The organism is Arthrobacter sp. 4R501, from assembly GCF_002929755.1.
Classification (GTDB): Bacteria; Actinomycetota; Actinomycetes; order Actinomycetales; family Micrococcaceae; genus Arthrobacter.
In genome coordinates, this window is record NZ_PJIW01000003.1 from 214,359 (window position 1) to 239,521 (window position 25,163).

The 25,163-nt window shown below is 65.5% G+C and carries 20 protein-coding genes, 2 tRNA genes and 1 riboswitch; of the genes, 3 read left to right on the forward strand and 19 right to left on the reverse strand.

Annotated features, from left to right (window positions below; translation table 11 throughout):
• The first annotated feature begins 48 nt into the window (after positions 1-48).
• Complete coding sequence (locus tag CXR02_RS03995; protein ID WP_104060823.1) at positions 49-1,368, forward strand: cyclopropane-fatty-acyl-phospholipid synthase family protein; 1,320 nt, start codon at positions 49-51, stop codon at positions 1,366-1,368.
• Positions 1,369-1,469: 101 nt separating this feature from the next.
• Here the strand turns inward: CXR02_RS03995 and CXR02_RS04000 are convergent.
• From CXR02_RS04000 to CXR02_RS04060, 13 genes are all read right to left on the reverse strand, one after another.
• Positions 1,470-1,545, reverse strand: a tRNA-Ala gene (locus CXR02_RS04000).
• A gap of 143 nt (positions 1,546-1,688) precedes the next feature.
• A tRNA-Ala gene (locus CXR02_RS04005) sits at positions 1,689-1,761 on the reverse strand.
• Positions 1,762-1,861: 100 nt separating this feature from the next.
• Positions 1,862-2,263: a ribosome silencing factor gene (gene rsfS / locus CXR02_RS04010; protein ID WP_058932218.1), complete on the reverse strand. Its 402-nt coding sequence runs from the start codon at positions 2,261-2,263 to the stop codon at positions 1,862-1,864.
• Between the two features lie 47 nt (positions 2,264-2,310).
• On the reverse strand, positions 2,311-3,609 hold the full coding sequence (locus tag CXR02_RS04015) for a hypothetical protein (RefSeq protein WP_104060824.1): 1,299 nt from the start codon (positions 3,607-3,609) through the stop codon (positions 2,311-2,313).
• Positions 3,610-3,616: 7 nt separating this feature from the next.
• Complete coding sequence (nadD, locus tag CXR02_RS04020) at positions 3,617-4,348, reverse strand: nicotinate-nucleotide adenylyltransferase (RefSeq protein WP_256468649.1); 732 nt, start codon at positions 4,346-4,348, stop codon at positions 3,617-3,619.
• Entirely contained in the window at positions 4,287-4,517 is a 231-nt protein-coding gene (locus CXR02_RS04025; RefSeq protein ID WP_056340536.1) for a hypothetical protein, read from the reverse strand. Before CXR02_RS04025 ends, nadD begins: the two co-directional genes overlap by 62 nt.
• Before the next feature lie 75 nt (positions 4,518-4,592).
• Entirely contained in the window at positions 4,593-5,945 is a 1,353-nt protein-coding gene (locus tag CXR02_RS04030; protein ID WP_104060825.1) for a glutamate-5-semialdehyde dehydrogenase, read from the reverse strand.
• A 26-nt stretch (positions 5,946-5,971) separates the two neighbouring features.
• Positions 5,972-7,120, reverse strand: coding sequence for a glutamate 5-kinase (proB, locus tag CXR02_RS04035; protein WP_104060826.1), 1,149 nt, complete (start codon positions 7,118-7,120; stop codon positions 5,972-5,974).
• A 10-nt stretch (positions 7,121-7,130) separates the two neighbouring features.
• Complete coding sequence (gene obgE, locus CXR02_RS04040; protein WP_104060827.1) at positions 7,131-8,720, reverse strand: GTPase ObgE; 1,590 nt, start codon at positions 8,718-8,720, stop codon at positions 7,131-7,133.
• 116 nt (positions 8,721-8,836) lie between these two features.
• Positions 8,837-9,100: a 50S ribosomal protein L27 gene (rpmA, locus tag CXR02_RS04045; RefSeq protein ID WP_056340543.1), complete on the reverse strand. Its 264-nt coding sequence runs from the start codon at positions 9,098-9,100 to the stop codon at positions 8,837-8,839.
• Between the two features lie 61 nt (positions 9,101-9,161).
• Positions 9,162-9,470 (reverse strand): 50S ribosomal protein L21, encoded by a 309-nt coding sequence (gene rplU, locus CXR02_RS04050; protein ID WP_018773353.1) that lies wholly within the window; start codon positions 9,468-9,470, stop codon positions 9,162-9,164.
• 272 nt (positions 9,471-9,742) lie between these two features.
• Positions 9,743-11,341, reverse strand: a complete 1,599-nt coding sequence (thiD, locus tag CXR02_RS04055; RefSeq protein WP_181037115.1) for a bifunctional hydroxymethylpyrimidine kinase/phosphomethylpyrimidine kinase — start codon at positions 11,339-11,341, stop codon at positions 9,743-9,745.
• Positions 11,324-11,421, reverse strand: a riboswitch (TPP riboswitch). Its footprint overlaps the gene before it by 18 nt.
• Before the next feature lie 101 nt (positions 11,422-11,522).
• Entirely contained in the window at positions 11,523-14,807 is a 3,285-nt protein-coding gene (locus tag CXR02_RS04060) for an Rne/Rng family ribonuclease (RefSeq protein ID WP_104060829.1), read from the reverse strand.
• A 454-nt stretch (positions 14,808-15,261) separates the two neighbouring features.
• On the opposite strand from CXR02_RS04060, the gene CXR02_RS04065 reads away from it, so the two are divergent.
• Positions 15,262-15,936, forward strand: coding sequence for a vitamin K epoxide reductase family protein (locus CXR02_RS04065; RefSeq protein WP_104060830.1), 675 nt, complete (start codon positions 15,262-15,264; stop codon positions 15,934-15,936).
• Between the two features lie 113 nt (positions 15,937-16,049).
• Here the strand turns inward: CXR02_RS04065 and ndk are convergent, their stop codons facing one another.
• The 5 genes from ndk to CXR02_RS04090 form a co-directional block, all read right to left on the reverse strand.
• Entirely contained in the window at positions 16,050-16,469 is a 420-nt protein-coding gene (gene ndk, locus CXR02_RS04070; RefSeq protein WP_104060831.1) for a nucleoside-diphosphate kinase, read from the reverse strand.
• Between the two features lie 38 nt (positions 16,470-16,507).
• Entirely contained in the window at positions 16,508-16,954 is a 447-nt protein-coding gene (locus tag CXR02_RS04075) for a DUF4233 domain-containing protein (RefSeq protein ID WP_104060832.1), read from the reverse strand.
• 2 nt (positions 16,955-16,956) lie between these two features.
• Positions 16,957-18,315, reverse strand: a complete 1,359-nt coding sequence (locus tag CXR02_RS04080) for a folylpolyglutamate synthase/dihydrofolate synthase family protein (RefSeq protein ID WP_104060833.1) — start codon at positions 18,313-18,315, stop codon at positions 16,957-16,959.
• Positions 18,316-18,318: 3 nt separating this feature from the next.
• Entirely contained in the window at positions 18,319-21,657 is a 3,339-nt protein-coding gene (ileS, locus tag CXR02_RS04085) for an isoleucine--tRNA ligase (RefSeq protein WP_104060834.1), read from the reverse strand.
• Positions 21,658-22,076: 419 nt separating this feature from the next.
• Positions 22,077-23,108 carry a glycerophosphodiester phosphodiesterase family protein gene (locus CXR02_RS04090; RefSeq protein WP_308470660.1) on the reverse strand — a complete coding sequence of 344 codons (1,032 nt, stop codon included), beginning with the start codon at positions 23,106-23,108 and terminating at the stop codon, positions 22,077-22,079.
• Between the two features lie 215 nt (positions 23,109-23,323).
• Here CXR02_RS04090 and CXR02_RS04095 point away from each other — a divergent pair, with 215 nt between their 5' ends.
• Positions 23,324-24,334, forward strand: coding sequence for an endonuclease/exonuclease/phosphatase family protein (locus tag CXR02_RS04095; protein WP_104060835.1), 1,011 nt, complete (start codon positions 23,324-23,326; stop codon positions 24,332-24,334).
• Here the strand turns inward: CXR02_RS04095 and CXR02_RS04100 are convergent.
• Positions 24,331-25,089 (reverse strand): SDR family oxidoreductase, encoded by a 759-nt coding sequence (locus CXR02_RS04100; protein ID WP_104060836.1) that lies wholly within the window; start codon positions 25,087-25,089, stop codon positions 24,331-24,333. The genes CXR02_RS04095 and CXR02_RS04100 overlap by 4 nt on opposite strands.
• Positions 25,090-25,163 lie beyond the last annotated feature (74 nt).

Consider the following 25,163-nt stretch of genomic DNA (forward strand, 5'->3'; position numbering starts at 1 on the left):
CGCGCCGGCGTCGTACTGTTGGGCCTAGGCGGACGAAAGGCGAGGACCATGAAAACAGAAAAAGGGGCAGCGTCGCTGCTGGCGAACGCACTGGGCATCGTCCTGGGGACGACGGAGAGACCGCTGAGGGTGCGGGCGTGGGACGGGTCCGAGGCGGGGCCGCCCGAGGCCCCGGTCCTCGAATTCAGGTCACGCCGCGCCCTGCGCCGGATCCTGTGGTCGCCGGGTCAGCTCGGACTCAGCCGCGCCTACGTCGCCGGGGACATCGATGCCCCCGGCGACATCTTTGCAGCCTTCACGGCGCTCAGCTCGGTGGGCAAGTTTTCCGAGCCCGGCCCTTTCCGGCCCCTGACTCCGCGTGAACTGGCCACGCTGGTCAGCACGGCCGTCCGGCTGGGCGCGCTGGGCCCCAACCCTGCTCCGCCGCCGGAGGAGGCCAAAGTCACGCGGAAGGGCCGGCTCCACACCCGGAAGCGTGACGCCGCGGCCATCTCGCACCATTACGACGTCGGCAACGACTTTTACGCCCTCGTGCTGGGACCTTCAATGGTTTACTCGTGCGCTGTGTGGGCGGACGGACCCGGCGGCGGCCGCACCCCTGCCGAACGGGGCCTTCCGGCCGGACTGGATGACGCGCAGAAGGCCAAGCTGGATCTCGTCTGCCGGAAGCTTGGGCTGAAGCCCGGGATGAGGGTACTGGACGTGGGGTGCGGCTGGGGCAGCTTCGCGTTGCACGCGGCGCAGCATTACGGCGTCTCGGTGGTGGGCGTGACGCTCTCCACCGAACAGGCCGTGCTGGCGCGTAAACGTGCGGCCGACGCCGGCCTGACCGAAAACATCGACATCCGGGTCCAGGATTACCGGGATATCGCCGACGGGCCGTTCGACGCCATCAGCTCCATCGGCATGTCCGAACACGTGGGTCGGGAACAGACACCCCACTATGTCGACGTGCTGCACGGCTTGCTCCGTCCCGGCGGCCGGCTGCTCAACCACGCCATCTCCTGGAACGCCGGCCCCATCAAGCCCGACCCGGATTCGTTCATTCCGCGCTATGTCTTTCCGGACGGCGAGATGATCAGACTCGGCGAGATGGTCAGCGCACTGGAGACCGGCGGGTTCGAGGTGTTGGACGTGGAGGCCCTGCGCCAGCACTATGCTCTGACCCTGCGGGCGTGGGTGCGCAGGCTCGAAGAGAACTGGGACGAAGCCGTCCGGCTCACCAGCCTGGGCCGGGCGCGGGTGTGGCGGCTCTACATGGCATCAAGTGCCCTGGGCTTTGAAACCGGGATCACGGGCGTCAACCAGGTCCTGGTCCAACGTGCCGGCGGGGACGGGCCGCCGCTGCGCCGGAGTGATTGGATCTAAGCACTCATTACTGGGCGCACACTTCTCCGGGCTCCGTGTCTGGGAGACAAAAAATGAGCCACCCGACCGGGTGGCTCATTTTTTTGGACCTGCGTCCTGTTTGGTGGAGCTGAGGGGACTCGAACCCCTGACCCCCTGCATGCCATGCAGGTGCGCTACCAGCTGCGCCACAGCCCCAAACTTGTGCTCCTCCGCGGTTCAGACCGCCCGAAGCAACCTGATTAGCTTAATAGAAATCTGCGCGCTGCGCCAATCGGGAGGGGCACTTTCCGGCAATAAGAAAATCCGCCGGAATCTTTCGATTCCGGCGGATTATCCGGTGGAGCTGAGGGGACTCGAACCCCTGACCCCCTGCATGCCATGCAGGTGCGCTACCAGCTGCGCCACAGCCCCGGACCTTCGTTACTCCGCGGTCTCCCCGGAGCAACTCAAATATCTTAGACCAGCTTTTCCGAAAATTCCAAATCGGGCATATTCGGGCCGGCACGGCCTGCTATTCGGAGTCGGAGGCCGCCGTCGCCTTGGCTGAAGTGTCTTCGCCCAGCTGCAGGTCAACTACCGGGCAGTCCTTCCACAGGCGCTCCAGGGCGTAGAAAACGCGGTCCTCTTCATGCTGGACGTGGATGACGATGTCCGAGTAATCCAGCAGTACCCAGCGCCCGCCGGAGCGGCCTTCGCGGCGTACCGGACGGAGGTCCTGCTTGGAAAGTTCTTCTTCGATGCCGTCAACGATGGCGTTGACCTGGCGCTCGCTCGGCGCGGATGCGATGAGGAAGACGTCGGCCAGTGCCAGCCGTTCGCTGACATCGAGGGCCACAATGTCGTGGGCAATCTTGTCCGCGGCCGCCTTGGCGGCTTGGCGGGCAATGGCGATGGATGAATCTGTTGCAGTCATGGGACTCCTTGTAGTTTTCAAAAGCTTCGTAAAAGGGCGTTGCCCGGTCAGCTGGAGATGCCGCTGACGATGAGGATAACGCCGGAAATAAGGGCCACGATCCCAAAAGCCAGGACGAGGACCTGCATAAGCCTGAGCCGCTTCGCACGGGCCAGGCCGGCCGTTGCCGCATCCAGCGGCTCCAGCCCGTGGGCTGACCGTGCCGGGATGCGCGGCAGGTCATCGAACAGATCGTCCGGCTCCCCCACTGACGTAGAGGCCACGATGGGCTGGTCGGGGACGACGAGCTTCGGTGCCGCGGCGGCCCTGGCAGCAGCTTCCGCACGCGCGATCACCCGGGAACGGCCCGAAGCGGCCGCCTGCGCAGAACCCGCGGCCGGCTCTTTGGACGTAGTGGACGGCCGGCGGCCCTTGCCGCCAGGCCGGACCTTAGGTCCGGCCTGGGTCGCCAGCGGCACGTAGGAGGTCGCCGGGGGTTTCATCACAGGACGGTCGACGCCGGGTACCTGCACGAATTCCAGCGGCGTGACCATGGCCAGGTTATCGGCGGTTGCCGGGCCCGTCTGGGGAACGGATTGCGTGGCCGCGGCCTGCGGATTGGCAGCCTGCGTGGGTACTGATACTGGCTGTGCAGGGGCGGCCTGCTCGGCCAGTTTCCGCTTGGCCATCGCCCGGCGGTTAAGCACCGCCGCGCGTTCGGCCAAGGCGATCTGTTCCGCAAGGATGTCCGGATCCACTGCTTCGGGGTCCAGCGAGGCGATGTGTTCCATCTTGGCCAGCTGGTTCTTGGCCTGCTCGGCAATAAGCGTGCGGGCCGCGAGTGCCTGCTCCACGCTCATGCCAGCCGGAACACCTGTACCGTTCGCCGGCGCGGCGGGCCCGGACATATCGGCGGATACAGCAGTGTCGTGACCTGGCTTCGTTGGGGCTGGCTTCGTTTGGCCCGGCTGTGCTTGGCCTGGCTTAGGTTGGCTCGCCGCAGGTTGGCTTGGCAGGGGCTGCCCCATCGGAGCGGGAATGATGGGATTGGCCGAGGTGACGGCCTGTTCCTTCAGTTGCTGGAGTCGCAACTGCCTGCGCGTGGGAGGGCCTCCTGCGGAAAGCTGGCCCTCTTTCTCCTCGAGTTCCTTGATGGCACGCAGCGCCGCGCGGTCGCGGGCCCGGATCTGCGAGGACCGCTGCGCTTGGGTCTGCTCGGGGACGGAATCCACCGGGGCGTCAGCCGCGCGCCGTTGTTTTGAGGCAGGCGAAACCTGGCCCGGGCCGTTGGACCCGGGAGCCGTGTTCTCATCTCTGGCCTGCCGCAGTTCGCGGCGGCTGCGGACGGGGGGCTTTTCCTGACTCATTGAGGACTCATTCAGTACTGGCTGGCTCGTCTGTTTCGGTAGTTCGGACGTCCTCGGGATCTGATCCCTCGGCGTACAGACCATATTTGGCGATGTATTGGACCACTCCGTCCGGCACGAGGTACCAGACGGGGTTGTTCCCGGCTACACGGACACGGCAGTCCGTGGACGAGATGGCCATGGCCGGCACCTCGAGGAGGCTGACGTCCTTGCGGCCCATGCCGTCAAGCACATGTCCCGGCCGTGTCACACCGACAAAATGGGCCAGTGACCACAGCTCGTCGATGTCCTTCCAGGACAGAATCTGCGCCAGTGCATCCGCACCGGTGATGAAGAACAGATCCGCGTCCGGACGTTGGGTCCGGAGATCCCGCAAGGTATCAATGGTATACGTGCGACCGGGCCGGTCAATATCCACCCTGCTGACGGTGAAGCGAGGGTTCGATGCCGTGGCGATCACCGTCATGAGGTAGCGGTGCTCAGGCTCGCTGACCTGCTTGTGCGACTTTTGCCACGGCTGCCCGGTAGGGACAAAGACCACTTCATCCAGGCCGAACTTGGCGGCCACTTCGCTGGCTGCAACAAGGTGGCCGTGGTGGATGGGATCAAACGTCCCGCCCATCACGCCCAGCCGCAGCCGCCTTTGCGCACCGTCACGGTGCAGAACACGGGAAATTTCAGTGGCCTTGGCCGTGGTCGTGCTTGTTGGGGTGCTGGCGGTGCGGATCGGCGTGCTCATCCGTTACGGTGTGCCGGTTGCCCAGGTTCGAGTAGGAGAGCGTAACGAACATCATCACCAGCAGGATGGCGAAAATGGATACGCCGAACACCCACGGCTCAGCCCAGATCGGAGCGGGTGCGTGTTCTCCGCCTTCGGCAACGGTCATGGCGATCTGCTGGAGCAGCATTTTCTCCCCTAAGGTTCAAGGATGTGGCAGCGGATTGTCCCGCCGTTCCGGACTTCTGTCTATATTACCGCGTTGCTACCCGCGGACCTGGCCCTCGCCCTGCACGATCCACTTAGTGGTGGTGAGCTCTGTCAGTCCCATCGGGCCGCGGGCGTGCAGCTTCTGCGTGGAGATGCCAACCTCGGCACCGAGGCCCAGCTCGCCGCCGTCGGTAAACCGCGTGGACGCGTTGACGATGACCGCGGCAGAGTCAACCTCGGCGATGAACCGCTCCGCGTTGGCCAGGTCGTTAGTGAGGATAGCTTCGGTGTGGCCCGTGGACCAGGTCCGGATGTGCTTGACGGCGTCATCCAGGCTGTCCACCATTGCTACGGCGAGGTCCAGGTCCATGTACTCGGTTCCCCAGTCCTCATCCGTTGCCGGAACGGACTCAACAGATGAAGGCAGCGCCGCACGGATGCGCTCGTCGGCGTGGAGGGTGACCCCGGCGCCGCGCAGCGCGGCGGCGACGGCGGGCAGCACGGTGGACCGCGAATGGACCAGCAGCGTCTCCACGGTGTTGCAGACACTGGGCCGCTGGGTCTTGGCGTTCAGCAGGATCTCCACCGCCATGTCCTCGTTGGCGGATTCGTCGATGAAGATATGCACGTTGCCCTCGCCGGTCTCGATGACCGGCACGGCGGCGTTCAGCACCACGGACTGGATCAGGTCCCGGCCGCCGCGCGGAATCAGGACATCAACGCGGCCGCGCGCACGCATCAGCGCATTCGCACCTTCACGGCCGTATTGGTCCACTGTCTGCACGGCATCGGCCGGCAGCCCGACGGAGTCCAGGGCTTCGCGGAGGATCTGGACCAGTGCTTCGTTGGTGGAGGCGGCAGCAGTGCCGCCGCGGAGGATGACGGCGTTGCCGCTCTTGAGGCCAAGACCGGCTATGTCTACCGTGACGTTGGGACGGGCCTCGTAAATGGCGGCAACCACTCCCATGGGCACGTTGATCTGGCGCAGGCGCAGCCCATTGGGGAGGGTCTGGCCACGGACCACGTTTCCGACCGGATCGGGCAGGCTGGCCAGGTTTTCAAGGGACGCCACGAGCCCGTCGATCCGGCTTTCGGTCAAGGTGAGGCGGTCCAACAGGGCCGCCGACGTGCCGTTGGCTTTGCCAGCCGCAACATCCTTGGCGTTGGCCGCCAGGATGAAGTCCTTCCGCGTCAGCAATGCGGCACCGATGGCCCGGAGGCCACTGTCCTTCCGGGCGCGGGTGGCCCCGGCCATCTGGCGGGCTGCCTGCCGTGAGCGGTCAGCGATGGCGTGGACGGCCGCCTCAACCTCCGCCGGAGTGTGGGTCCTCCCCTGTTCCGGCCCGGGAGGAACCACGGTTGAATCGTCGGACGTGCCAGTGGCTTGGGAAATCAGTGCCTCAGTCATCCTTCAAGTCTAGGCGAGCGGACCGCTCAGACCAGAACCAGGTCGTCGATATGGACAACCTCACGGTCAAATCCGCGGCCCAGGGACTCGCCCAGTTCCACTGTGGAGCGGCCCAGCATCTGGGGAAGCTCGTCGGAAGAGTAATTAACCAAACCGCGCGCGATGACGGTACCGTCGCCGGCCACCATCTCGACGGCGTCGCCGGCTTCGAAAGTGCCGTCCACCGATGAAATTCCGGCAGGGAGCAGCGAGTAGCGATTGTCCCGCACGGCGTGCACGGCGCCGTCGTCAAGGAAGAGCCTGCCCTGAACGTGCGCCAGGTGGGCCAGCCACATCATCCGCACGGACTTCCGGCCGCTGTTGACAGTGAACCAGGTCCCCACGTCCTCACCGGCCAGGGCGGCTGCGGCGTTGGCTGTGGACGTGACCAGCGCCGGGATGCCGGAATCGGCGGCCATGATGGCAGCCTCGACTTTAGTCTGCATGCCGCCGGTGCCTACGCCTGCCTTGCCCGGCTTCCCGATGGTCACTGCCTCAAGATCTCCGGGGCCGTCCACCTGGGAAATGCGCTTGGCGCCCTTGGCGGGCGGGCCGTCGTATATCGAGTCGACGTCGGACAGCAGGATCAGGGCGTCAGCACGGACCAGATGGGCCACGAGCGCTGAGAGCCTGTCGTTGTCGCCGAAACGGATCTTGTGCGTGGCGACCGTGTCGTTTTCATTGACCACCGGCACAACGCCGAGGTTGAGGAGGCGGTTCAGTGCACGGAACGCGTTCGCGTGGTGGCTGCGACGCATGAGGTCATCTGCGGTCAGCAGCACCTGGCTGACCGTGACGCCGTGGGCGCCGAATGCATGCGTGTAGCGCGCCATGAGCAGGCCCTGGCCCACGCTGGCGGCGGCCTGCTGGGTCGCGAGGTCACGCGGACGCTTCACCAGGCCGAGGGGCGCGAGCCCTGCGGAAATGGCTCCCGAAGAAACCAGGATAATTTCCGTGCCGGCGTTATGTTTGGCGGCCAGGACATCTGAGAGGGCGGTCAGGGACTCTTCCGAGATGCCGCCCTTGATGCTGGTCAGCGACGACGACCCTACTTTGACAACAATCCGGCGGGCCCGGGCGAGCACACTGCGGTCGTCTTTGGGTTCCTCGATGATTACTGCGGACTTTTCGGTCATTTCAGCGGCCTCACTCGTCATCTTCAACGCCCAGCCCACTCTCGGTGACAGGCTTGGCAGCGCGGCGCCCGCTGACCGATTCGGTCCAGATCCCGGCCTTGCGCTCGGCCTCGAGCTCGGCGCGGGCGGCAGCCTTGGCATCCTTGCGTTCCTGCTGCTCGTCACGCTTCTGGCCACGTGTGGGACGGTCGCCGACGTCCGCGAAACGGATATCCGTGCCACGCGGTGATGCGAGCATTTCGGCTCCGGCGCTCATGGTGGGCTCCCAGTCGAAGACAACGCCGTCATCTTCGCCAATCACGACTGCGTCGCCCGGCTTGGCGCCCTGCTTGAACAGTTCGTTTTCGACGCCGAGCTTGGCCAGGCGGTCAGCTAGGTAGCCGATGGCTTCCTCGTTGGTGAAGTCGGTCTGCTTGACCCAGCGGACAGGCTTGTCGCCCAGGACGCGGAAGAGCGGCTCGAGGTTCTTTTCCTCGCGGCGGATCTTGAAGCCGGCTTCGTTGACGGCGCGGGGCCGCAGGATGGGCGGCTGGACCTTGGGCGGGGCGGCCGCGAGGGCGGCACGGGCGGCCTGCACGATTTCCGCCATGGCGAAGCCCAGCTGGCGGAGACCCTCGTGGCTGGTGGCCGAGATCTCGAAGACCCGGTAGCCGCGTGATTCGAGTTCCGGGCGGACAAATTCAGCCATGTCCTTGCCGTCCGGAAGGTCCACCTTGTTCAAGGCGACCAGACGCGGACGGTGGTTCAGCGGAACCACTTCGCCGTCGGCACCCGCGAAGCTCATGTCTACGGAGTACTTTTCCAGCTCGGCCTCGATGATGGCCAGGTCTGCCAACGGGTCACGGTCCGATTCCAGCGTGCCGCAGTCCAGTACATGCACCAGGGCGGCGCAACGCTCCACGTGGCGCAGGAAGTGGTGGCCAAGGCCCTTACCTTCGCTGGCGCCCTCGATAAGGCCCGGAACGTCTGCAATGGTGAAGCGGACGTCGCCGGACTGGACAACACCCAGGTTCGGGATCAGCGTGGTGAAGGGGTAGTCGGCGATCTTGGGCCGCGCAGCGGACATGGCCGCGATCAGGCTGGATTTGCCGGCAGAGGGGAAACCCACCAGCGCGATATCCGCGATGGACTTCAGTTCCAGCACAATGTCACGGGCGTCACCCTCGATGCCCAGCAGGGCGAAGCCCGGGGCACGGCGCTTCTGCGAGGACAGCGAAGCGTTACCCAGGCCGCCCTGGCCGCCGGCGGCCGCCACGTATTCTGCTCCTTCGCCGACCAGGTCCGCCAGGACGGTGCCGTCCTTGGATTTGACCACGGTGCCGTCGGGCACGGGCAGGATGAGGGTCTCGCCATTCTTGCCGCCGCGCCAGTCGCCCATCCCGGACCCGCCGTTGGTGGCGTGGCGGTGCGGGGAGTGGTGGTAGTCGAGCAAGGTAGTGGTCTGGTGGTCAACGCGCAGGATGACGTTGCCGCCGTCGCCGCCGTTACCGCCGTCGGGTCCGCCCAGTGGGATGAACTTCTCCCGGTGGACGGAGACACAGCCGTGGCCGCCGGTACCGCCGGATACGTGCAGTACTACCCGGTCTACAAAGCTCGCCACGTGGATCTCCTCAGTGCTGTTTCCTGGACGCCCAAGGGCGCCAAGACGATTGTAATGCGGTTAAAAGAATAGTGGAGCGGACCAAATGGCCCGCTCCACCGTTTCAGAACTATTTGTTACTCTGCAGCTGCAGCAGCAACGATGTTGACTACGCGGCGACCGCGGCGGGTGCCGAACTGGACGGCTCCCGGGGCCAGTGCGAACAGTGTGTCGTCGCCGCCACGTCCAACGCCGGCGCCCGGGTGGAAGTGGGTGCCACGCTGGCGAACGATGATCTCGCCTGCGGAAACTACCTGGCCGCCGAAGCGCTTGACGCCGAGGTACTGGGCGTTGGAGTCACGACCGTTGCGAGTGGAACTCGCGCCTTTTTTATGTGCCATTTGAAATGCCTGCCTTTAAATTCTGGGGAATCTGCTGAAGAACCTGAACAGTAACGAAGAGTTACTTGATACCCGTGATCTTGACCTTGGTCAATTCCTGACGGTGACCCTGGCGCTTCTTGTAACCGGTCTTGTTCTTGAACTTCTGGATGACGATCTTCGGACCACGGAGGTCTTCGAGGATCTCAGCCGTAACCGTTACCTTGGCCAGGTCCGCAGCAGCAGAGGTGACTTTGTCACCGTCTACCAGGAGCAGTGCGGGCAACTCAAAGGTGCTGCCGGCTCCACCGGGGACGCGGTTCAGGGTAACGAAGTCTCCAACGGAAACCTTCTCTTGGCGGCCGCCTGCGCGGACAATCGCGTACACCACTTGGGAACTCACTTCTCTCGACGTTTATTACTAAATTTGCGTGCTGAACCCTGTTCCATAATTGGCTGGGTTCTCGCTGTGCCTCAACGCCGTGGGGTCGTAACCCAAGTGTTGGCGTAAGCACCGAAGATCTAGAATACGCTAATTTTGCCTTCGGCCGCAAATGAGGCTGGTTACGGCAGGTTGTCTGTGATAGGACCCACAAGCAGGTACTGCACTGACAATCCAAAACCGTGCCTGACTATCGTACAGGCCACACGGGCCGCAGTCTGTCAGGAATGAATTCGCGGCGCGTCGAAGAATTCCACCTCGAACCGGCACGACTGCCTGAAAGCCACCAGCATCGCCGCCCGTTCATCCGCGGAAGCACTCCGGCCGGCGTCGTCAGCCAAGGCGATGGCGTCACGCGTGGCCTGGGCGAAATCCTCGTCAGCATAGGCCCGCAGCCAGTCGGCATAAGGATGTGCTGCCGGTGCACCCGCAGCCAGGAACTCCGCGTGGAGAGTCTGCCCCACTTCGGCATACAGCCAGAAGCACGGCAGTACCGCCGCCACGAGGACCGAGTAGCTGCCGGAGGCAGAGGCCGCCAGCAGGTGGTCCACGTAGGACTTGGTGACAGGTCCGAGGACGGAGTCCACTGTCCTGGTGCTTAGCCACGTGCGGTGCAGTTCGGACTCGACCTCAAGGCATTGCTGGGCCGACTTCGCCCAGAATAGCTGGGCGGCTTCCGTGGGCGCCAGCGCGCTGGCCCGGGCAAGGACCCGCGAATAGCCGTTGAGGTAGATGGCGTCCTGGGCGAGGTAATAGGCGAACTGTTCCTCAGCCAATGTGCCGGCCGCCAGGTCGCGGATGAAATCCAGCCCGTAGATGGCTGCAAGATCCGGCTCCGACGCCCGCCGCAGCGTCTCTGCGAATTCGCCGGCTGCCGGAACCTGTTGCATGTGGTGGAAGTGGTTGATGGGGCCGTTGCCCGCGCCCACCTCAAGTTGGTCAGCGGCCTGCAGCGCGCCCACCAGCCAGGGCTTCACTTTCCGCAATGAGGCTTCCCAATCCCCCAGCCGGGCCTGGGCCGTGGCCATGGCCGATGACAGCGAGCAGCCGGTGCCGTGGCTGTTGCGCGTGGGGATCCTGTCCCCGCTCACTTCCACCACCTCCCGGGCGAGCAGCCCGGCAGCGTTGACCAGGGCATCCGGGCACGCACCGCCGTCGAGATGGCCGCCCTTGACCAGGACGGTGGCGCCGGTCGCTGCGGACAACCGCTGCCCCTGCCCGAGCGCGTCGTGCCATTCCCTCGCCTGCGGCTCCCCCAACAGGATGGCCAGTTCCGCCAGGTTGGGGGTGATCAGGTCCGCGAGCGGGAGCATCTCCCGCAGGGCCGCCTCGGCAGACTCCTGCAGCAGCCGGTCGCCGCTCGTGGCCACCATCACCGGATCAAGAACGACGACGGCGGGACGCACCTTTTCCAGCCAGTCGCGGACCACTCCTATCACCGCAGCGTCGCCCAGCATGCCGATCTTGACCGCGTCGATGGTGATGTCATCGCTGATGGCATCAAGCTGCTGGCCAAGGAAGGACGCCGGCGGGACGTGAACCGCCTGGACCCCCTGGGTGTTTTGGACCGTCAGCGCGGTGATGGCCGCCATCCCGTAGCCGCCAAGGGCCGCAATGCTTTTGAGGTCGGCCTGGACGCCCGCGCCCCCTGAAGGGTCCGATCCGGCAATGGACAGCACCCGCGGAACGTCACGCAGCACCCGGACCGCAGAAGAGCGGCCTGGTGCGGGCTGGACCTCAGCCCGGGTTGCTGGGGTTTCCGGCAGGGCCGCCGCGGGCGTTGCAGGAGGAAGGACAGAAGTTGAAGCCAAAGGAGACATCCCTTCGCCGGTGCTAACCGGACAGGTTCAACGGGTGTGGATCTCAGCCGGCTCTCTGCGCGGCACCCCGTGTCAGTCACCAGCCTAGCGTTCCTCGCGACTTAACGCCGGACGCCCGGACGCAGCCTGTGATTCACAGGCACGTCCGGGCGCCGTTGTATTGGCTTGCCCTACTGTTTGGTCAGAGCTCCGAGGCCGGAACTCCTACGCCCAGGATGATGGGCGCGTTGGCGGCAACCGGTTTGTCGGCCACAGGAGCCTTGACGGGTTCCGGGGCCTTGGCGGCGTGGGTGTGTCCGGCGGCAGCCGCGGGAGCGGCTTCGTGATGCTCTACGGACGTGGCGTTGGCTGCGCCCTGGGCACGGCTGGCACTCCGGTTCCGCCGGGGACGGCGGGCGCGGGGCTCCTCGGTGTGGTCGGAGTAATCCCTCTCCGCCGCGGCTGGCTGCTGCTGGCGGGCAGGTTCGGCCGCCCGGCTTTCAGTTGCATGAACTGCCGGCGGCGTGCTTTCCGCTACAGGAGCCGGCTCACCAAGGTGGGCGAAGGCCTCCGCGAGGCGGTCAAGTGTCAGGGCAGGTGCGTGCGGCTGGTCATCGTGGTGCGCAACGAACGGAAGCACCACCTGCTCGCCGCCGAATGTCAGCACTGCGGCCGGGCGGCCGTTGGAGTCCGTTTCGGACTGCCCAACCGGAGCCGGCACCGGAGCCGCAGGCTGCCGGCCCGCGGCAGCTGATGCGTGCGCCACCTCGTCGTCATGCAGATGCGCAGCGTGGGCTGCGGCCGCAATGTTCGCAAGCGCTGCCCGCGTGGCCTCCGCCTTCGCATGGCGCTCGGCATCGCTGGCTTCCGGGTGGACCGTGTGGATCTGCACCGGAGCTGCCGGTGCTGTTTCCAGCGGCTGGCCACCCCGTCCGCGGCGGCGCTTCCGGTCAGTGCGGCCACCCGGCTGGCTGTCCGGGCGCTGGCTGTCAGTCCGCACGCTGTCAGTGCGCTGGGCTTCCGGGCGGCTGTCTACCCGCTGCACGTGGTGCTCCGCGGCTACCGTGTTGGCGCGGCGGTGTTCCACGGGGTCGTCGTGGGTGACAATTCCGCGGCCTGCACAGGTTTCACACTGCTCGCCGAAGACTTCCAGGAGCCCGGTGCCCATGCGCTTGCGCGTCATCTGCACGAGGCCCAGCGAGGTCACTTCGGCCACCTGGTGCTTGGTCCGGTCGCGGCCCAGGCATTCCACCATGCGGCGCAGGACAAGGTCGCGGTTGGATTCGAGGACCATATCGATGAAGTCGATGACGATGATGCCGCCGATGTCGCGGAGCCGGAGCTGCCGGACCACTTCTTCAGCTGCCTCGAGGTTGTTCTTGGTGACGGTTTCCTCGAGGTTGCCGCCGCTGCCGGTGAACTTGCCGGTATTGACGTCCACCACGGTCATGGCTTCGGTGCGGTCAATGACCAGCGAGCCGCCCGAAGGCAGGAAGACCTTGCGTTCCAGGGCCTTGTGGATCTGCTCATCGATCCGCCACGCAGCGAAGATGTCCTGGTCCTTGGTCCACTTTTCCAGGCGGCCCACGAGGTCCGGGGCCACGTAGGTGACGTAGGCCTCGATGGTGTCCCAGGCCTCTTCACCGGAGACGATCAGCTTGGAGAAGTCCTCGTTGAAGACATCACGGACCACCTTGATGGTGAGGTCAGGTTCGCCGTAGAGCAGCTCCGGCGCGAGAATCTTGGTGGACGTGGACTGGCTTTCGATGCCCTCCCACTGCGCGCGCAGCCGGTTGATGTCGTGCGTGAGCTCCTCTTCCGAGGCGCCTTCGGCAGCGGTGCGGACGATGACGCCGGCGTGCTCCGGGAGGCGGTCCTTGAGGATGCGCTTGAGGCGGTTTCGCTCGACGTCGGGCAGTTTGCGGGAGATGCCGGTCATGGAGCCGCCGGGCACATAGACCAGGTAGCGGCCGGGCAGCGAGATCTGGCTGGTCAGCCGTGCACCCTTGTGGCCCACGGGATCCTTGGTGACCTGGACCAGGACGGTGTCGCCGGACTTGAGCGCGTTTTCGATCCGGCGCTGCTTGCCTTCGAGGTTAACTGCCTCCCAGTTCACTTCACCGGCATACAGGACGGCGTTGCGGCCGCGTCCGATGTCAACAAACGCCGCTTCCATGGACGGCAGGACGTTCTGCACCTTGCCGAGGTAAACGTTGCCGATCAGGGAGTCCTGCTGGGTCTTGGAAACAAAGTGCTCGGCCAGGACGCCGTCTTCGAGGACGCCGATCTGGATTCTGTCGTCGCGCTGGCGGACGATCATCTGCCGGTCAACTGATTCGCGGCGGGCCAGGAACTCGGCCTCGGTGATGACCGTGCGGCGGCGGCCCGTGTCGCGGGATTCGCGGCGGCGCTGCTTCTTGGCTTCGAGGCGCGTGGAACCCTTGACAGACGTGACGCGGTTGTTGACCGGCGCTTCGGTCGCGGCGCGCGGCGCGCGGACACGGGTCACCGTGTTGGGCGGGTCGTCGCCTTCTCCTCCGGTCAGTTCCAGATCCTGGTCGCCACGGCGACGGCGGCGACGACGACGGGACGTCACGCCTTCATCGGCCTGCCCGGCGGACTCCTCTTCGGTTTCTTCGGCTGCGCCTTCGTCGCCTTCGTTATCACCGTCAGCATCGCTTTCGCCTGTGCGGCTGCGGCCACGGCGGCCACGGCTGCGGCGCCTGCGGCGGCCGTTGGCGTCGTCCGCTTCGCCGTCTTCGGCGTCGTCCTCTTCCGGCTCTTCAACCGCGGCAGCAACCGGCGCGGGGCGGACCACGGTGCTGAGGTCGGGGGCCTGGAAAAGCACCGATGTGGTGGACGCCGGCTCAAGGAAGAGTGAACTGAACGGGCTGGCAGTCTCAGCAGCAGCCGGCTCGTCAAGCGGCGCGGCGGCAGCGTTGACCGGGGCAGCGTTGACGGGGGCAACGGCGGCTGCTGCGGGCGCGGCGGCGGCCGCAGCGGCGGCTTCCTCTGCTTCCGGGGCCGGCGTTGCTGCAGTTTCAGGGGCTGCCTGCTCTGGAACTGCCTGTTCCACGGCCGCGGGTGCGACGTCGGGGGCCGAGGTTTTGCGCGTGGCCACGCGGCGGCGGCGGACAGGCTTGGTCTCCGCTGCAGCCTCGGGGGCTGCGGCTGCAGCCTCGGGTTCGACGGCGGGCTCTACGACGGTCTCGGTAACAACGGCGGCAGGTGACTCCAGAACCTCAGCAGCGAAGGCCGGCAACGGTTCGGCGGTCTCGACCTTCTTACGTGCGCGGGTGCGGCGGACCGGCGCCTTAGGCTCCGGTGCGGCGTCCGTCGCAGGCTCAGCCTCGGCTGACTCCTTTACCGGTGCGGAGTCTGCGGCCTTCGGCACTGCCTTTCGGCGTGTCCGGGTGGCCTTCTTGGGCGCTTCCGTGGCCTCGGCGACGGCTTCATCATTAATGGCTGGTGTTTGTTCGTTTTCCATATGTGGCAACACTCCTGCCCCTGACGTACCGCCACATCCGGCACCCATTGGGGCACATATTGTCAAAACCCGCGGGCGTTGACAGAAGTCAAGTGGATACTCCCAGGTTCGCACCGGCAGAGGGGTGCGGCAGCCCGTGGGAGCCGTCGGCTGTGTCCTGAAACCCGTTGTTCTACACGCCACAACCAGGTGCCGACCAATGGAATTGCGGGAAGCCGGATCAGAGAATCCGAAGCCTGCCCTGCTCATCATTGGCGGTCTTGAAACAAGCCACCGGACCGGAGTCCGAATGTGGGTCGGCCTCCAGCCATGTTCATTCTCTCACACCCGGGCTGAAAGGCGGCGGAACCACGGGCAACGGATCGGTACCTGACGGCGCTGACTGAATGCTGCTTCCAGCCACCGGCGTTACAATCGGGGCAAGGAGCACCCGAAGCAAAGGACGCCACACACCATGCCCAGCATTTCCTCCCACGGCACCGACACGCCGGCTGCCTCCCCTGCGGCGGAGCCGTTTCCCGCCACGCCCGGGACTGTGCCGCCGATGGCACGCAACCGGCCCCTCGGCTGGCTGATGGTAGTCACCGGCGCCATCGGCTGGCTTGCCTCGGGGGCGCTGGTCCTGGAAAAGCTCGCTGTCCTCGAGGATCCGAATCACGTAACGGCCTGCGACGTTAATCCGTGGATCTCCTGCGGCCAGGTTATGCAGACGTGGCAGAGCTCGGCGTTCGGGTTCCCCAACATGTTCATTGGCATCGTCGCGTTCGCCGTCATCATCACCGTGGGCATGGCCCTGCTCTCCGGCGCCACGTTCGCACGCTGGTACTGGGCAGGACTCCAGGCCGGCGTCACGCTCGGCTTCGCGTTTGTGGTGTGGCTCTGGTCCCAGGCCCTCTACGACATCCACATCCTGTGCCCGTTCTGCATGATTGTCTGGGCCGCGATGATCCCGCTCTTCGTCTGGGTAACCATCCGAAACGTCGTCCACGGCATCATCCCCGTCCCGTCAGGTGCAGCACGCGTGCTGGGCGAATCAGGTTGGATCATCACGGCGTTGCTGTACGTGGCAGTCATCGCCAGCATCTTCTTCGCGTTCATCCAGGTGTTTGCCGGAACCTCAGGCTTCTAACGCGGACCCCGCACAAACGCACAAAAGGCGCCAACGGACAAGCGCGAACGGACACTTGAGGCCCCGGTTTCCCGGGGCCTCAAGTGTCCGTTCGCGCAGTTCGCGGGTGGACGTTAGTCCTGGAACCAGATCTTGATTTCGCGCTCGGCCGAGTCCACGGAGTCGGAGCCGTGGACCAGGTTCTGCTGGACCTTCAGGCCCCAGTCGCGGCCGAAGTCGCCACGGATGGTCCCGGGAGCCGCAGTGGTGGGATCCGTAGTGCCGGCCAGGGACCGGAAGCCTTCAATGACGCGGTGGCCTTCGAAGATCGCGGCCACCACCGGTCCGCTGAGCATGAATTCAACGAGGGGCTCGTAGAACGGCTTGCCCACGTGTTCTTCGTAGTGCTGCTCCAGCAGGTCCCGGCTGGCGTCAACCTTCTTCAGTTCGGCGAGGGTGTAGCCTTTGGCCTCGATGCGGCCCAGAATGGCGCCGCTGAGGTTGCGGGCAACGCCGTCGGGCTTGATCAGTACCAGGGTGCGCTCAATGGTCATAGCTGCTCCAATGCGTAATGGGTGGTTTCGGGACAATTCTACGAGGCTTCCGGGGTGTCCCCGTGCGACGCGTTCCACTCGGCCTGGTCGCGTTCGCGCTTTGCGGCTTCGGAATCGATCCGGATGCCGGTGCGGATTCCATACCACCAGGCCAGGCCGAACAGCCCGCCAACAAGGAACATCATGGGCTCAACGATGCCCGTCAGGATCAGCACAATCTGTAGGATCCAGCCCAGTCCCACGCCCCAGGGCTTGGACAGCACCGCGCAGGCCAAGATTATCACTACGCTCAGTGCGATGCCGATGCCCAGGATCAGCGCTGGCGGAAACTCGCCGCGCCTAAGTCCAAAGACGGCCAGCGTTGCGAAAAAGACCACAAACGCTTCAAGCAGCAGGACGGTGGAGGCAAACATCACCTTGGTGGACCGGCGCTTCTTGGGCATTCCCGGGCGCCACTCGCGCTGCGCTTTGGTGAGCTTCGCCACTGCTAGGCCTCCGTCTTTCCGAGCAGGATCCGGGCTTCCGCCACCAGGGTGATGGACCCCGTCACCAGCACGCCGCCGGAGAGGTCGTCGCTGGCTTCGGCGCGTTCCACGGCCCATTCGAGGGCGTCGTCGAGCTTCTCAGCAATGTGGATGTTGTCTTCGCCGAAGCCCATTTCCACCGCCAGTTCAGCCAGTTCGGCCGCGGGTACCGCCCGCGGCGAGTTGGACTGGGTGAAGCAGTATTCCTGGGCGATCTCGCCCAGGGATTCCTTGAGCTGGCGCAGTATCTCTTCGGCGTCCTTCTCCTTCAGGACTCCCACTACCGGCACCAGCCGGGTGAAGCTGAAGGCCTCCTGGATGGCCTCGGCCGAGACCCTGATGCCGTCCGGGTTGTGGGCCGCGTCAACAATGATGGTGGGCGCCGTCCGGACAACCTCAAGGCGGCCCGGGGAGGTGACGGATGCGAAGGCCTCCTGGAGCACCTCGGCGTCAAGTTCCTTCTCGCCGCCGAAGAAGGCCTCGAGGGCTGCCACCGCCACGGCTGCGTTCTGGGCCTGGTGCGCGCCGTGGAGCGGCAGCAGCAGTTCCGCGTACCGGCCGGCGATGCCCTGGATGCTCACCACCTGGCCGCCCACGGCAACCGTCCGGGATTCGACGCCGAACTCCACGCCTTCAAACCGGAACGGGACTGCCACCTCCTTGGCTTTCTCGAGCAGCACCTGCGCAGCATCAACAGGCTGCGAGGCACTGATGAGGTAACCGCCGGGCTTGATGATGCCGGCCTTCTCGTAGGCAATGTCCTCGGTGGTATCGCCCAGCAGGTCGGTGTGGTCCAGTGAGATGGGGGTAACCACCGAAACCAGGCCGTCGCCCACGTTGGTGGCATCGGTGATGCCGCCCAGGCCCACTTCGATCACGGCCACGTTGACGGGCTGGTCCGCGAAGATCGCGAAGCCCAGAATGGTCAGGCATTCGAAGTACGTGAGCCGGGGCTCCCCCGCCGCGGTGAGTTCGTCGTCGACGATCTGCAGGTACGGGCGGATCTCGTCCCAGATCCGGACGAACGTTTCGTCAGAGACGGGGTGGCCGTCGATGCTGATCCGCTCGGTGACCTTGGACAGGTGCGGGCTGGTGTAACGGCCGGTGCTCAGGCCGTGCGCGCGCAGACCGGCCTCAATCATCCGGGCGGTGGAGGTCTTGCCGTTGGTGCCGGTCACATGGATGATCGGGAACGCCTTGTTGGGCTCCCCCAGCACATCCATCGCCCGGAACAGCGGCGCAAGACGCGGCTCCATCTTGTTTTCCGGTGCACGCCCCAGCAGCTCGGCGTAGACACTTTCCACGGAGAATTCGTCAGTCATGGCTCAGGCCTCTGCTTTTTCGACGGTGATGCGTGGTTCGCCTGACTCGGCCGGAACTGTGGACAGCTCCAGCGTCAGGGTTTCGGTCTTGACCAGCTCGGCGTTCGCCAGCAGTGCCTCCAGCACCGCGGGAGCGGCCGTGACGGTGGTCCGGATCCGGTCGCTCACATTCAGTGCGGCGTCCTTGCGTGCCTGCTGGATGGCGCGGACCATGTCGCGTGCAGTCCCTTCGGCCTCAAGTTCCGGCGTGACCTCGGTGTTGAGAACCACAAAGCCGCCGCCCGGCAGGACAGCTACTGAAGCCGATCCGCCGTCGGATTCTGCCACCACAGTCTCCAGCGTGTACTCCTGGGATTCCAGCTCCAAGCCTCCGGCGATGACCACTCCGGCGTCCGAAACCGACCAGTCGCCGGACTTGGCGCCCTTGATGGCCTGCTGGACGTTCTTGCCCAGGCGCGGTCCCGCGGCGCGTGCGTTGACCACGAGCTTCTGCTCGATGCCGAACTCCTCCGGGGAGGCGCTCTCGGCGTCCAGCAGGCGCACAGAGCGCAGGTTCAGTTCATCGGCGACGACGGCGGCGAAGCCTCCCAGCGCATCCGCGCCGGGTGCCACAACGGTCAGTTCCTGCAGCGGCAGCCTCACGCGGAGGTTGGCGGCCTTCCGCAGCGAGGATCCGGTGGAGCAGATCTGCTGCACGCGGTCCATCGCTTCCACTAGCGACGCGTCGGCCGGGAACAAGTCCGCGTCCGGCCAGTCGGCCAGGTGCACGGAGCGTCCGCCGGTGAGGCCGCGCCAGATCTCCTCGGAGACCAGCGGCAGCAGCGACGCGGCGACGCGGGACACGGTCTCCAGCGCGGTGTACAGCGCGTCGAACGCGTCAGCGCTCTCGTCAAAGAAGCGCTGGCGGCTGCGGCGGACGTACCAGTTCGTGAGCATGTCCAGGTAGCTGCGCAGTTCATCGCACGCACCGGAGATATCGTAGCTGTCCAGCTGGGCGGTCATGTTGCGGACCAGGTCACCGGTGTTCGCCAGCAGGTACTGGTCCAGGGTGTCGGCGTACCCGTCGTAGCGGAGCTTCGCGTCGTAACCCTTCGCTTGCCCTCCAACTACGTTGGAAGCGTTCGTGTACAGCGTGAAGAAGCTGTACACGTTCCACAGGGGCAGGATGACCTGGCGGACGCCGTCGCGGATTCCCTGTTCGGTGACCACCAGGTTGCCGCCGCGCAGGATGGGGCTGGACATCAGGAACCAGCGCATGGCGTCGGAGCCGTCACGGTCCAGGACCTCGGAGACATCCGGGTAGTTGCGCAGGCTCTTGGACATCTTCTGCCCGTCCGAGCCCAGCACAATGCCGTGGCTGATGACGTTCCGGAACGCCGGACGGTCAAACAGCGCCGTGGATAGGATGTGCAGCATGTAGAACCAGCCACGGGTCTGGCCGATGTACTCCACGATGAAGTCCGCGGGGTTGTGCGTGTCGAACCAGGCTTCGTTCTGGAACGGGTAATGCACCTGGCCGTAGGGCATGGAACCGGAGTCGAACCAGACGTCCAGGACGTCCTCGACGCGGCGCATCACCGACTGGCCCTCTTCGGGGGTCCGGGGATCGTCCGGGTTGGGTCGGGTCAGTTCATCGATGAACGGGCGGTGCAGGTCAACCTCGCCGGCCTTGTTCAGCGGCAGGCGGCCGAAATCGGTTTCGATCTCGGCCAGGGAGCCGTAGACGTCGGTGCGCGGGAATTCCGGGTCGCTGGACTGCCACACCGGGATGGGGCTGCCCCAGTAGCGGTTGCGGCTGATGGACCAGTCGCGGGCGTTGGCGAGCCACTTTCCGAACTGGCCGTCCTTGACGTTGCCGGGGATCCAGTTGATGTCCTGGTTCAGTTCGGACATGCGGTCCTTGAACTTGGTGACTTCCACGTACCAGGAGGACACCGCGCGGTAGATCAGGGGGTTGCGGCAGCGCCAGCAGTGCGGGTAGCTGTGCTCGTAGCTGGCCTGGCGGACCAGCCGGCCCTGGGCGCGCAGCACCTGGGTGATGGGCTTGTTGGCCTCGAACACCTGAAGCCCGGCGATATCGTGCAGGTCGCCGTGGCTGAACAGCGGCAGGAACTTGGCACCTTCGTCCACGGACAGGACCACCGGGATGCCGGCCTCTTCACAGACCTTCTGATCGTCTTCACCGTAGGCGGGCGCCTGGTGGACGATGCCGGTGCCGTCAGTTGTTGTGACGTAGTCGGCCACGAGGAAGCGCCAGGCGTTCTGCGTCCCGTACTTTTCGTCGTCGCTGAAGTCGTTCCACAGCGGCTGGTAGGCCAGGCCCTCAAGGTCGGCGCCGGTGTGGGTTGACGTCACGGCAGCCTCGGCGGAGTCCGCATCCTCATAGCCCAGGTCCTTGGCGTACGCGGCCAGCAGGTCCGCGGCCAGGAGGAAACTGCCGGTGACGGGCGCGTCCGGCGAAGCGGCCTTGACGCCGTTGGGTCCGGCGGGGAGCACGGCGTAGGTGATGGAAGGCCCGACGGCGAGCGCCAGGTTGGTGGGCAGCGTCCACGGCGTGGTGGTCCAGGCGAGCGCCTGGACGCCGGCGAGCTGCTTCGACAGCGCCGATTCCCCTGCCGTGATCGGGAACGTCACCGTGACAGTCTGGTCCTGGCGGTTCTTGTAGACGTCGTCGTCCATGCGGAGCTCATGGTTGGATAGCGGCGTCTCGTCCTTCCAGCAATACGGCAGCACACGGTAGCCGTTGTACGTCAGGCCTTTTTCGTGCAGCTGCTTGAACGCCCACAGGACCGATTCCATGTATTCGACGTTGAGCGTCTTGTAATCGTTGTCGAAGTCCACCCAGCGGGCCTGGCGGGTGACGTAGCTCTTCCACTCATCGGCGTACTTCATCACGGAGGCACGGCAGGCGTCGTTGAACTTATCGATGCCCATGGCCTCGATCTGGGTCTTGTCCGTCATGCCCAGCTGCTTCATGGCTTCCAGTTCAGCCGGCAGTCCGTGGGTGTCCCAGCCGAAGCGGCGTTCAACGCGGCGGCCGCGCTGCGTCTGGTAGCGGCCCACGAGGTCCTTGGCGTACCCGGTCAGGAGGTGGCCGTAGTGCGGCAGGCCGTTGGCGAAGGGAGGACCGTCGTAGAAGACGAATTCGTTGCTGCCGGGCTGCCCGCCGGGGGCGTCCGCGCTTCGCTGGTCGATGCTGGCCTGGAAAGTGCCGTCCTGGTCCCAGTACTTCAGGATGCGCTCTTCGATCTCCGGGAACTTCACGGAGGCGGAGACACCGGCGGCAGCGCCGCTCGAAACTGCAGCCGAGGGGGAAGCTGAGGCTTTGGGGTAATACGTCATTCTCGACATCCTGTGTTGAGCTGGTGAACCACTCAGCCGTTGCTGGATGGTTCCGTTCAGGATGCGAGGACGGCTCGTGTGCTGTCCTGGGACTGCACGCTTACCGCGGTACCACCTCACTTACCGGCACTCCACCATGCTCCGAGGGAAGCTTGTTGGTGCGCCGGCCGCTCATTACTGCTGTGACGGGCTTACCCGTCCGGTTCTACCGGCCCTGGCGCGTACTGATCCTAGCGCCGGGGCGTTCTTCCGGAAGCTCACCGGTGATGGCCGGGTCAAAGCTGATACGACGATGTTACCGGAGAAGTCACTGCGTTTCACTGCACGCTGCCTTGAAAGCACAGCGCGGTCCGCCGTGCAGCGAAACGCAGTGACGGCGGCTGGGCGCCCGGGCCGGTACTAGAAGCCGCGGGGCAGTTTCATGCCGGCAGCAGCCATAACATCGCGGAGCCGGTCCGGGTAGTCGGTGATGATCCCGTCAACGCGGTGTCGATCAGCGCCCGCATGGTGGGCTGGTCATCGACGGTCCACGGGATGACCTGCATCCCGGCAGCGTGCGCACGTTCCACCATGTCCGCGGTGACGTAGGGGACGTAGCCCGGATCGGTCACTTTGCCGTTCTGCGGGGTGCCGTGCACGGGAGAGACGGCGTCGAAGCCGAGGGAGGACGCTGCAGCGATGAGGTCGCCGCCAAAGTCGTCGGCGTCAATCCCGCCAAGCCACGGCGAGCTGCCCGGCTGCCCGGCCTGGAGGAAGTCCTTGTTGGTCAGGGCCACGGTGCGGATCTGCGGGTCGCGCTGCTGGACGAGGCGCAGGGAGCCCCAGTCGAAGCTCTGGATGGAGACGCGGCTCTGCATCTGGGCGGCGTTGATTTCCCGGAGTACGACGTCGATGAACTGCTCGCGCGGGGCGGTTTCCGCCGGAGCGCCGGCTTCAACCTTCGTTTCAATGTTGAACTTCACCTGGCTGGCGCGGTGGGCGTCGGCGAGCTCAAAAACCTCGGCCAGAGTCGGCATCTTGGCGCCGGGAGACGCCGTCTGGCCCGGGAACTGCGGCTGGGTGAGCGTACCGCAGTCCAGGCTTCGGACCTGTTCGAAGGTCAAGTCCTTGACGTACTTGCCCACATAGGGGAACTGCGGATCGTTCGGCGTGACCGGCGCGGTATCGAGGCACTTCTTGTTGCTGATCTTGCGGTCGTGCGTGATGACTTCGCGGCCGTCCTTGGTGATCTGGAGGTCAAGTTCCAGGGTGGACACGCCGGTCTCGAGGCCCTTGGCGAAAGACGCCAGGGTGGATTCGACGGTCAGGCCGAGTCCGCCGCGGTGGGCCTGCAGATCAAAATGGTTGTCCGTGCCGTTGGGGTTCGTGTCAGCGGCTTGGGCCTGGACCGAAGTCGTGAGGAGCAGGGCTGCGCTGAGTACGGCAGCGCCAAGCTTCATCGGGGTGCGCATAGGAAGGAATCTCCACTCTGGTGGTGTGCAGTTTGCGCCTGCTACAGTGCCGTCCTGCGGCCAACGCCAGGCCACAGCGGGCCGGCCGGAGTGAGACTGGACGGTAAAACGTTGGGCTTCATCGCAAAGCCGATCCAATCAACGGGCGACGCCAGGGCGGCGACTCTTTAGACTCGTGCCATGACAGTCTCCCGGGCGATTTGTTCCGGTCCCTGATGGGCCATCGTGCACACCACGGCTGGCTGTGGTCTGCTGGCCTGGTTGCGGCACCTGTTGTGGTGGTGTCCTGGTTCCGCGCCGTCCCGGCGCCGTGGCCGCCGCTTGTGGTACAGGTAGTGGCTTTTACGCCGTGGCTGGCATTCCTCGCCGCGGCCGCGGTGTTGCTGGCACTGCCCAGCCGGCGTGCCTGGGCTATCCTGCCAGCGGCAATCCTGCTGACCGCACAGCTTATCTGGCTGTTCCCGCCGGAAGTGTTCCTGGCCCGGCAGGGAGGGTACCCCCAGGTCCGGGGGCCGGATGCTCCAGCCGCGGCGAAGCTGACAGTCATGAACCTCAATGCCCGGCTCGGAGGTGCTGATAGCGCCGCCATCGTCCGGCTGGTCCGGGACCACCATGTTGACCTGCTGACCGTCCAGGAGCACAGCCTGGAGTTGGAGAAGCGGCTGGCGCGGGCGGACCTGGGCAGCGTGCTTCCCCACCGCGTGTCCCATCCCCGGAATGGAGCGGCCGGCAGCGCCGTCTACTCGTCTTTCCGGCTCAAGGAGGTGGGAATGGTCCCTGACACTGCGTTCAGCATGCCGGTTGTCCGGCTTGAGACCAGTGACCCGGGCGCCGGCGCCGGCCTGACGGTCATCAATGTGCACACGCACGCGCCCGTGGACATTGCCGTTCATCAATGGCGAAGTGACCTTACAGCTGTGGCCCGGGCAGGCAGCGGAGCCGGTCCTACGCTTCTGGCGGGCGATTTCAACGCGACATATGACCACTGGGAATTCCGCGCGATGCTGGAGGGGGCCGGCGGCGGCCGGAAACTGGTGGATGTTGCAACCGCGTTGGGCAGCCGGCTCATCCCCACCTGGCCGATGCGGGATTACAGCCTTCCCGGCGTGACTCTGGACCATTTGGTGACCAGCCCGGACGTTTCAAGTTCGGGCTACTCGGTCCACCCGGTCAAAGGTACCGACCACGCTGCAGTGATCGCCACCCTGGAGATCCAGCTTCCCTAACGCTTGCGGATCAGCTTGTGGGTGGCCGCCTGCGCAACGGGCCGGATCACGATCTGGTCCAGGTTGACATGGTGCGGCGCGCTGACGGCGTAGCGCACCACGTCGGCGACGTCGGCTGCGGTCAGAGGCTTCTCCACGCCCTCGTAAACCTTCTCCGCGGCGCTCTGGTCACCAAAGCGGTTGAGCGCGAACTCTTCGGTGCGGACAAGGCCCGGGGCTACCTCGATGACGCGGATGTTGTGCTCCGCCTCTTCCAGCCGGAGGGCCCCGGTCAGTGCGTGCTGGGCAAACTTGGCGGCGTTGTAGCCGCCGCCGCCCTCGTAGGCCACCAGTCCGGCGGTCGACGTCAGGTTCAGGACAGTTCCTTCGCCGGTGGCACGGAGCATCGGCAGGAACGCCCGGGTGAGCTTCACGGTGCCGAGGACGTTGACCCGGAACATCCATTCCCAGTCGTCGGTGTTGGCCTCGCCCACCAGGTCAGCGCCCCGGGCCCCGCCGGCGATGTTGATGAGCGTCCCCACGCCGCCGGCTTCGGTGACGCGGGCAAGGAGCCTGGCGACGTCGTCGTCCTCGGTGATGTCAGCGGGAATTCCGACGGCGCCTGTTTCAGCTTCCAGCGCGGCCAGCCGTTCGGCGCGGCGTGCCACAGCGAATACCGTCCAGCCTTCCGCGCGCAATGCCCGCACGGTTGCCTCGCCGATGCCGGTGCTGGCGCCGGTTACTACAGCTGCCTTGTTCAGTGAATCTTCAGTCATGGCACCACCCTAACGGGCCCGCCCGTAGGCATGCATGGAGCGATGTCGCCGGATGAAGTCCCGGCCATGAAACA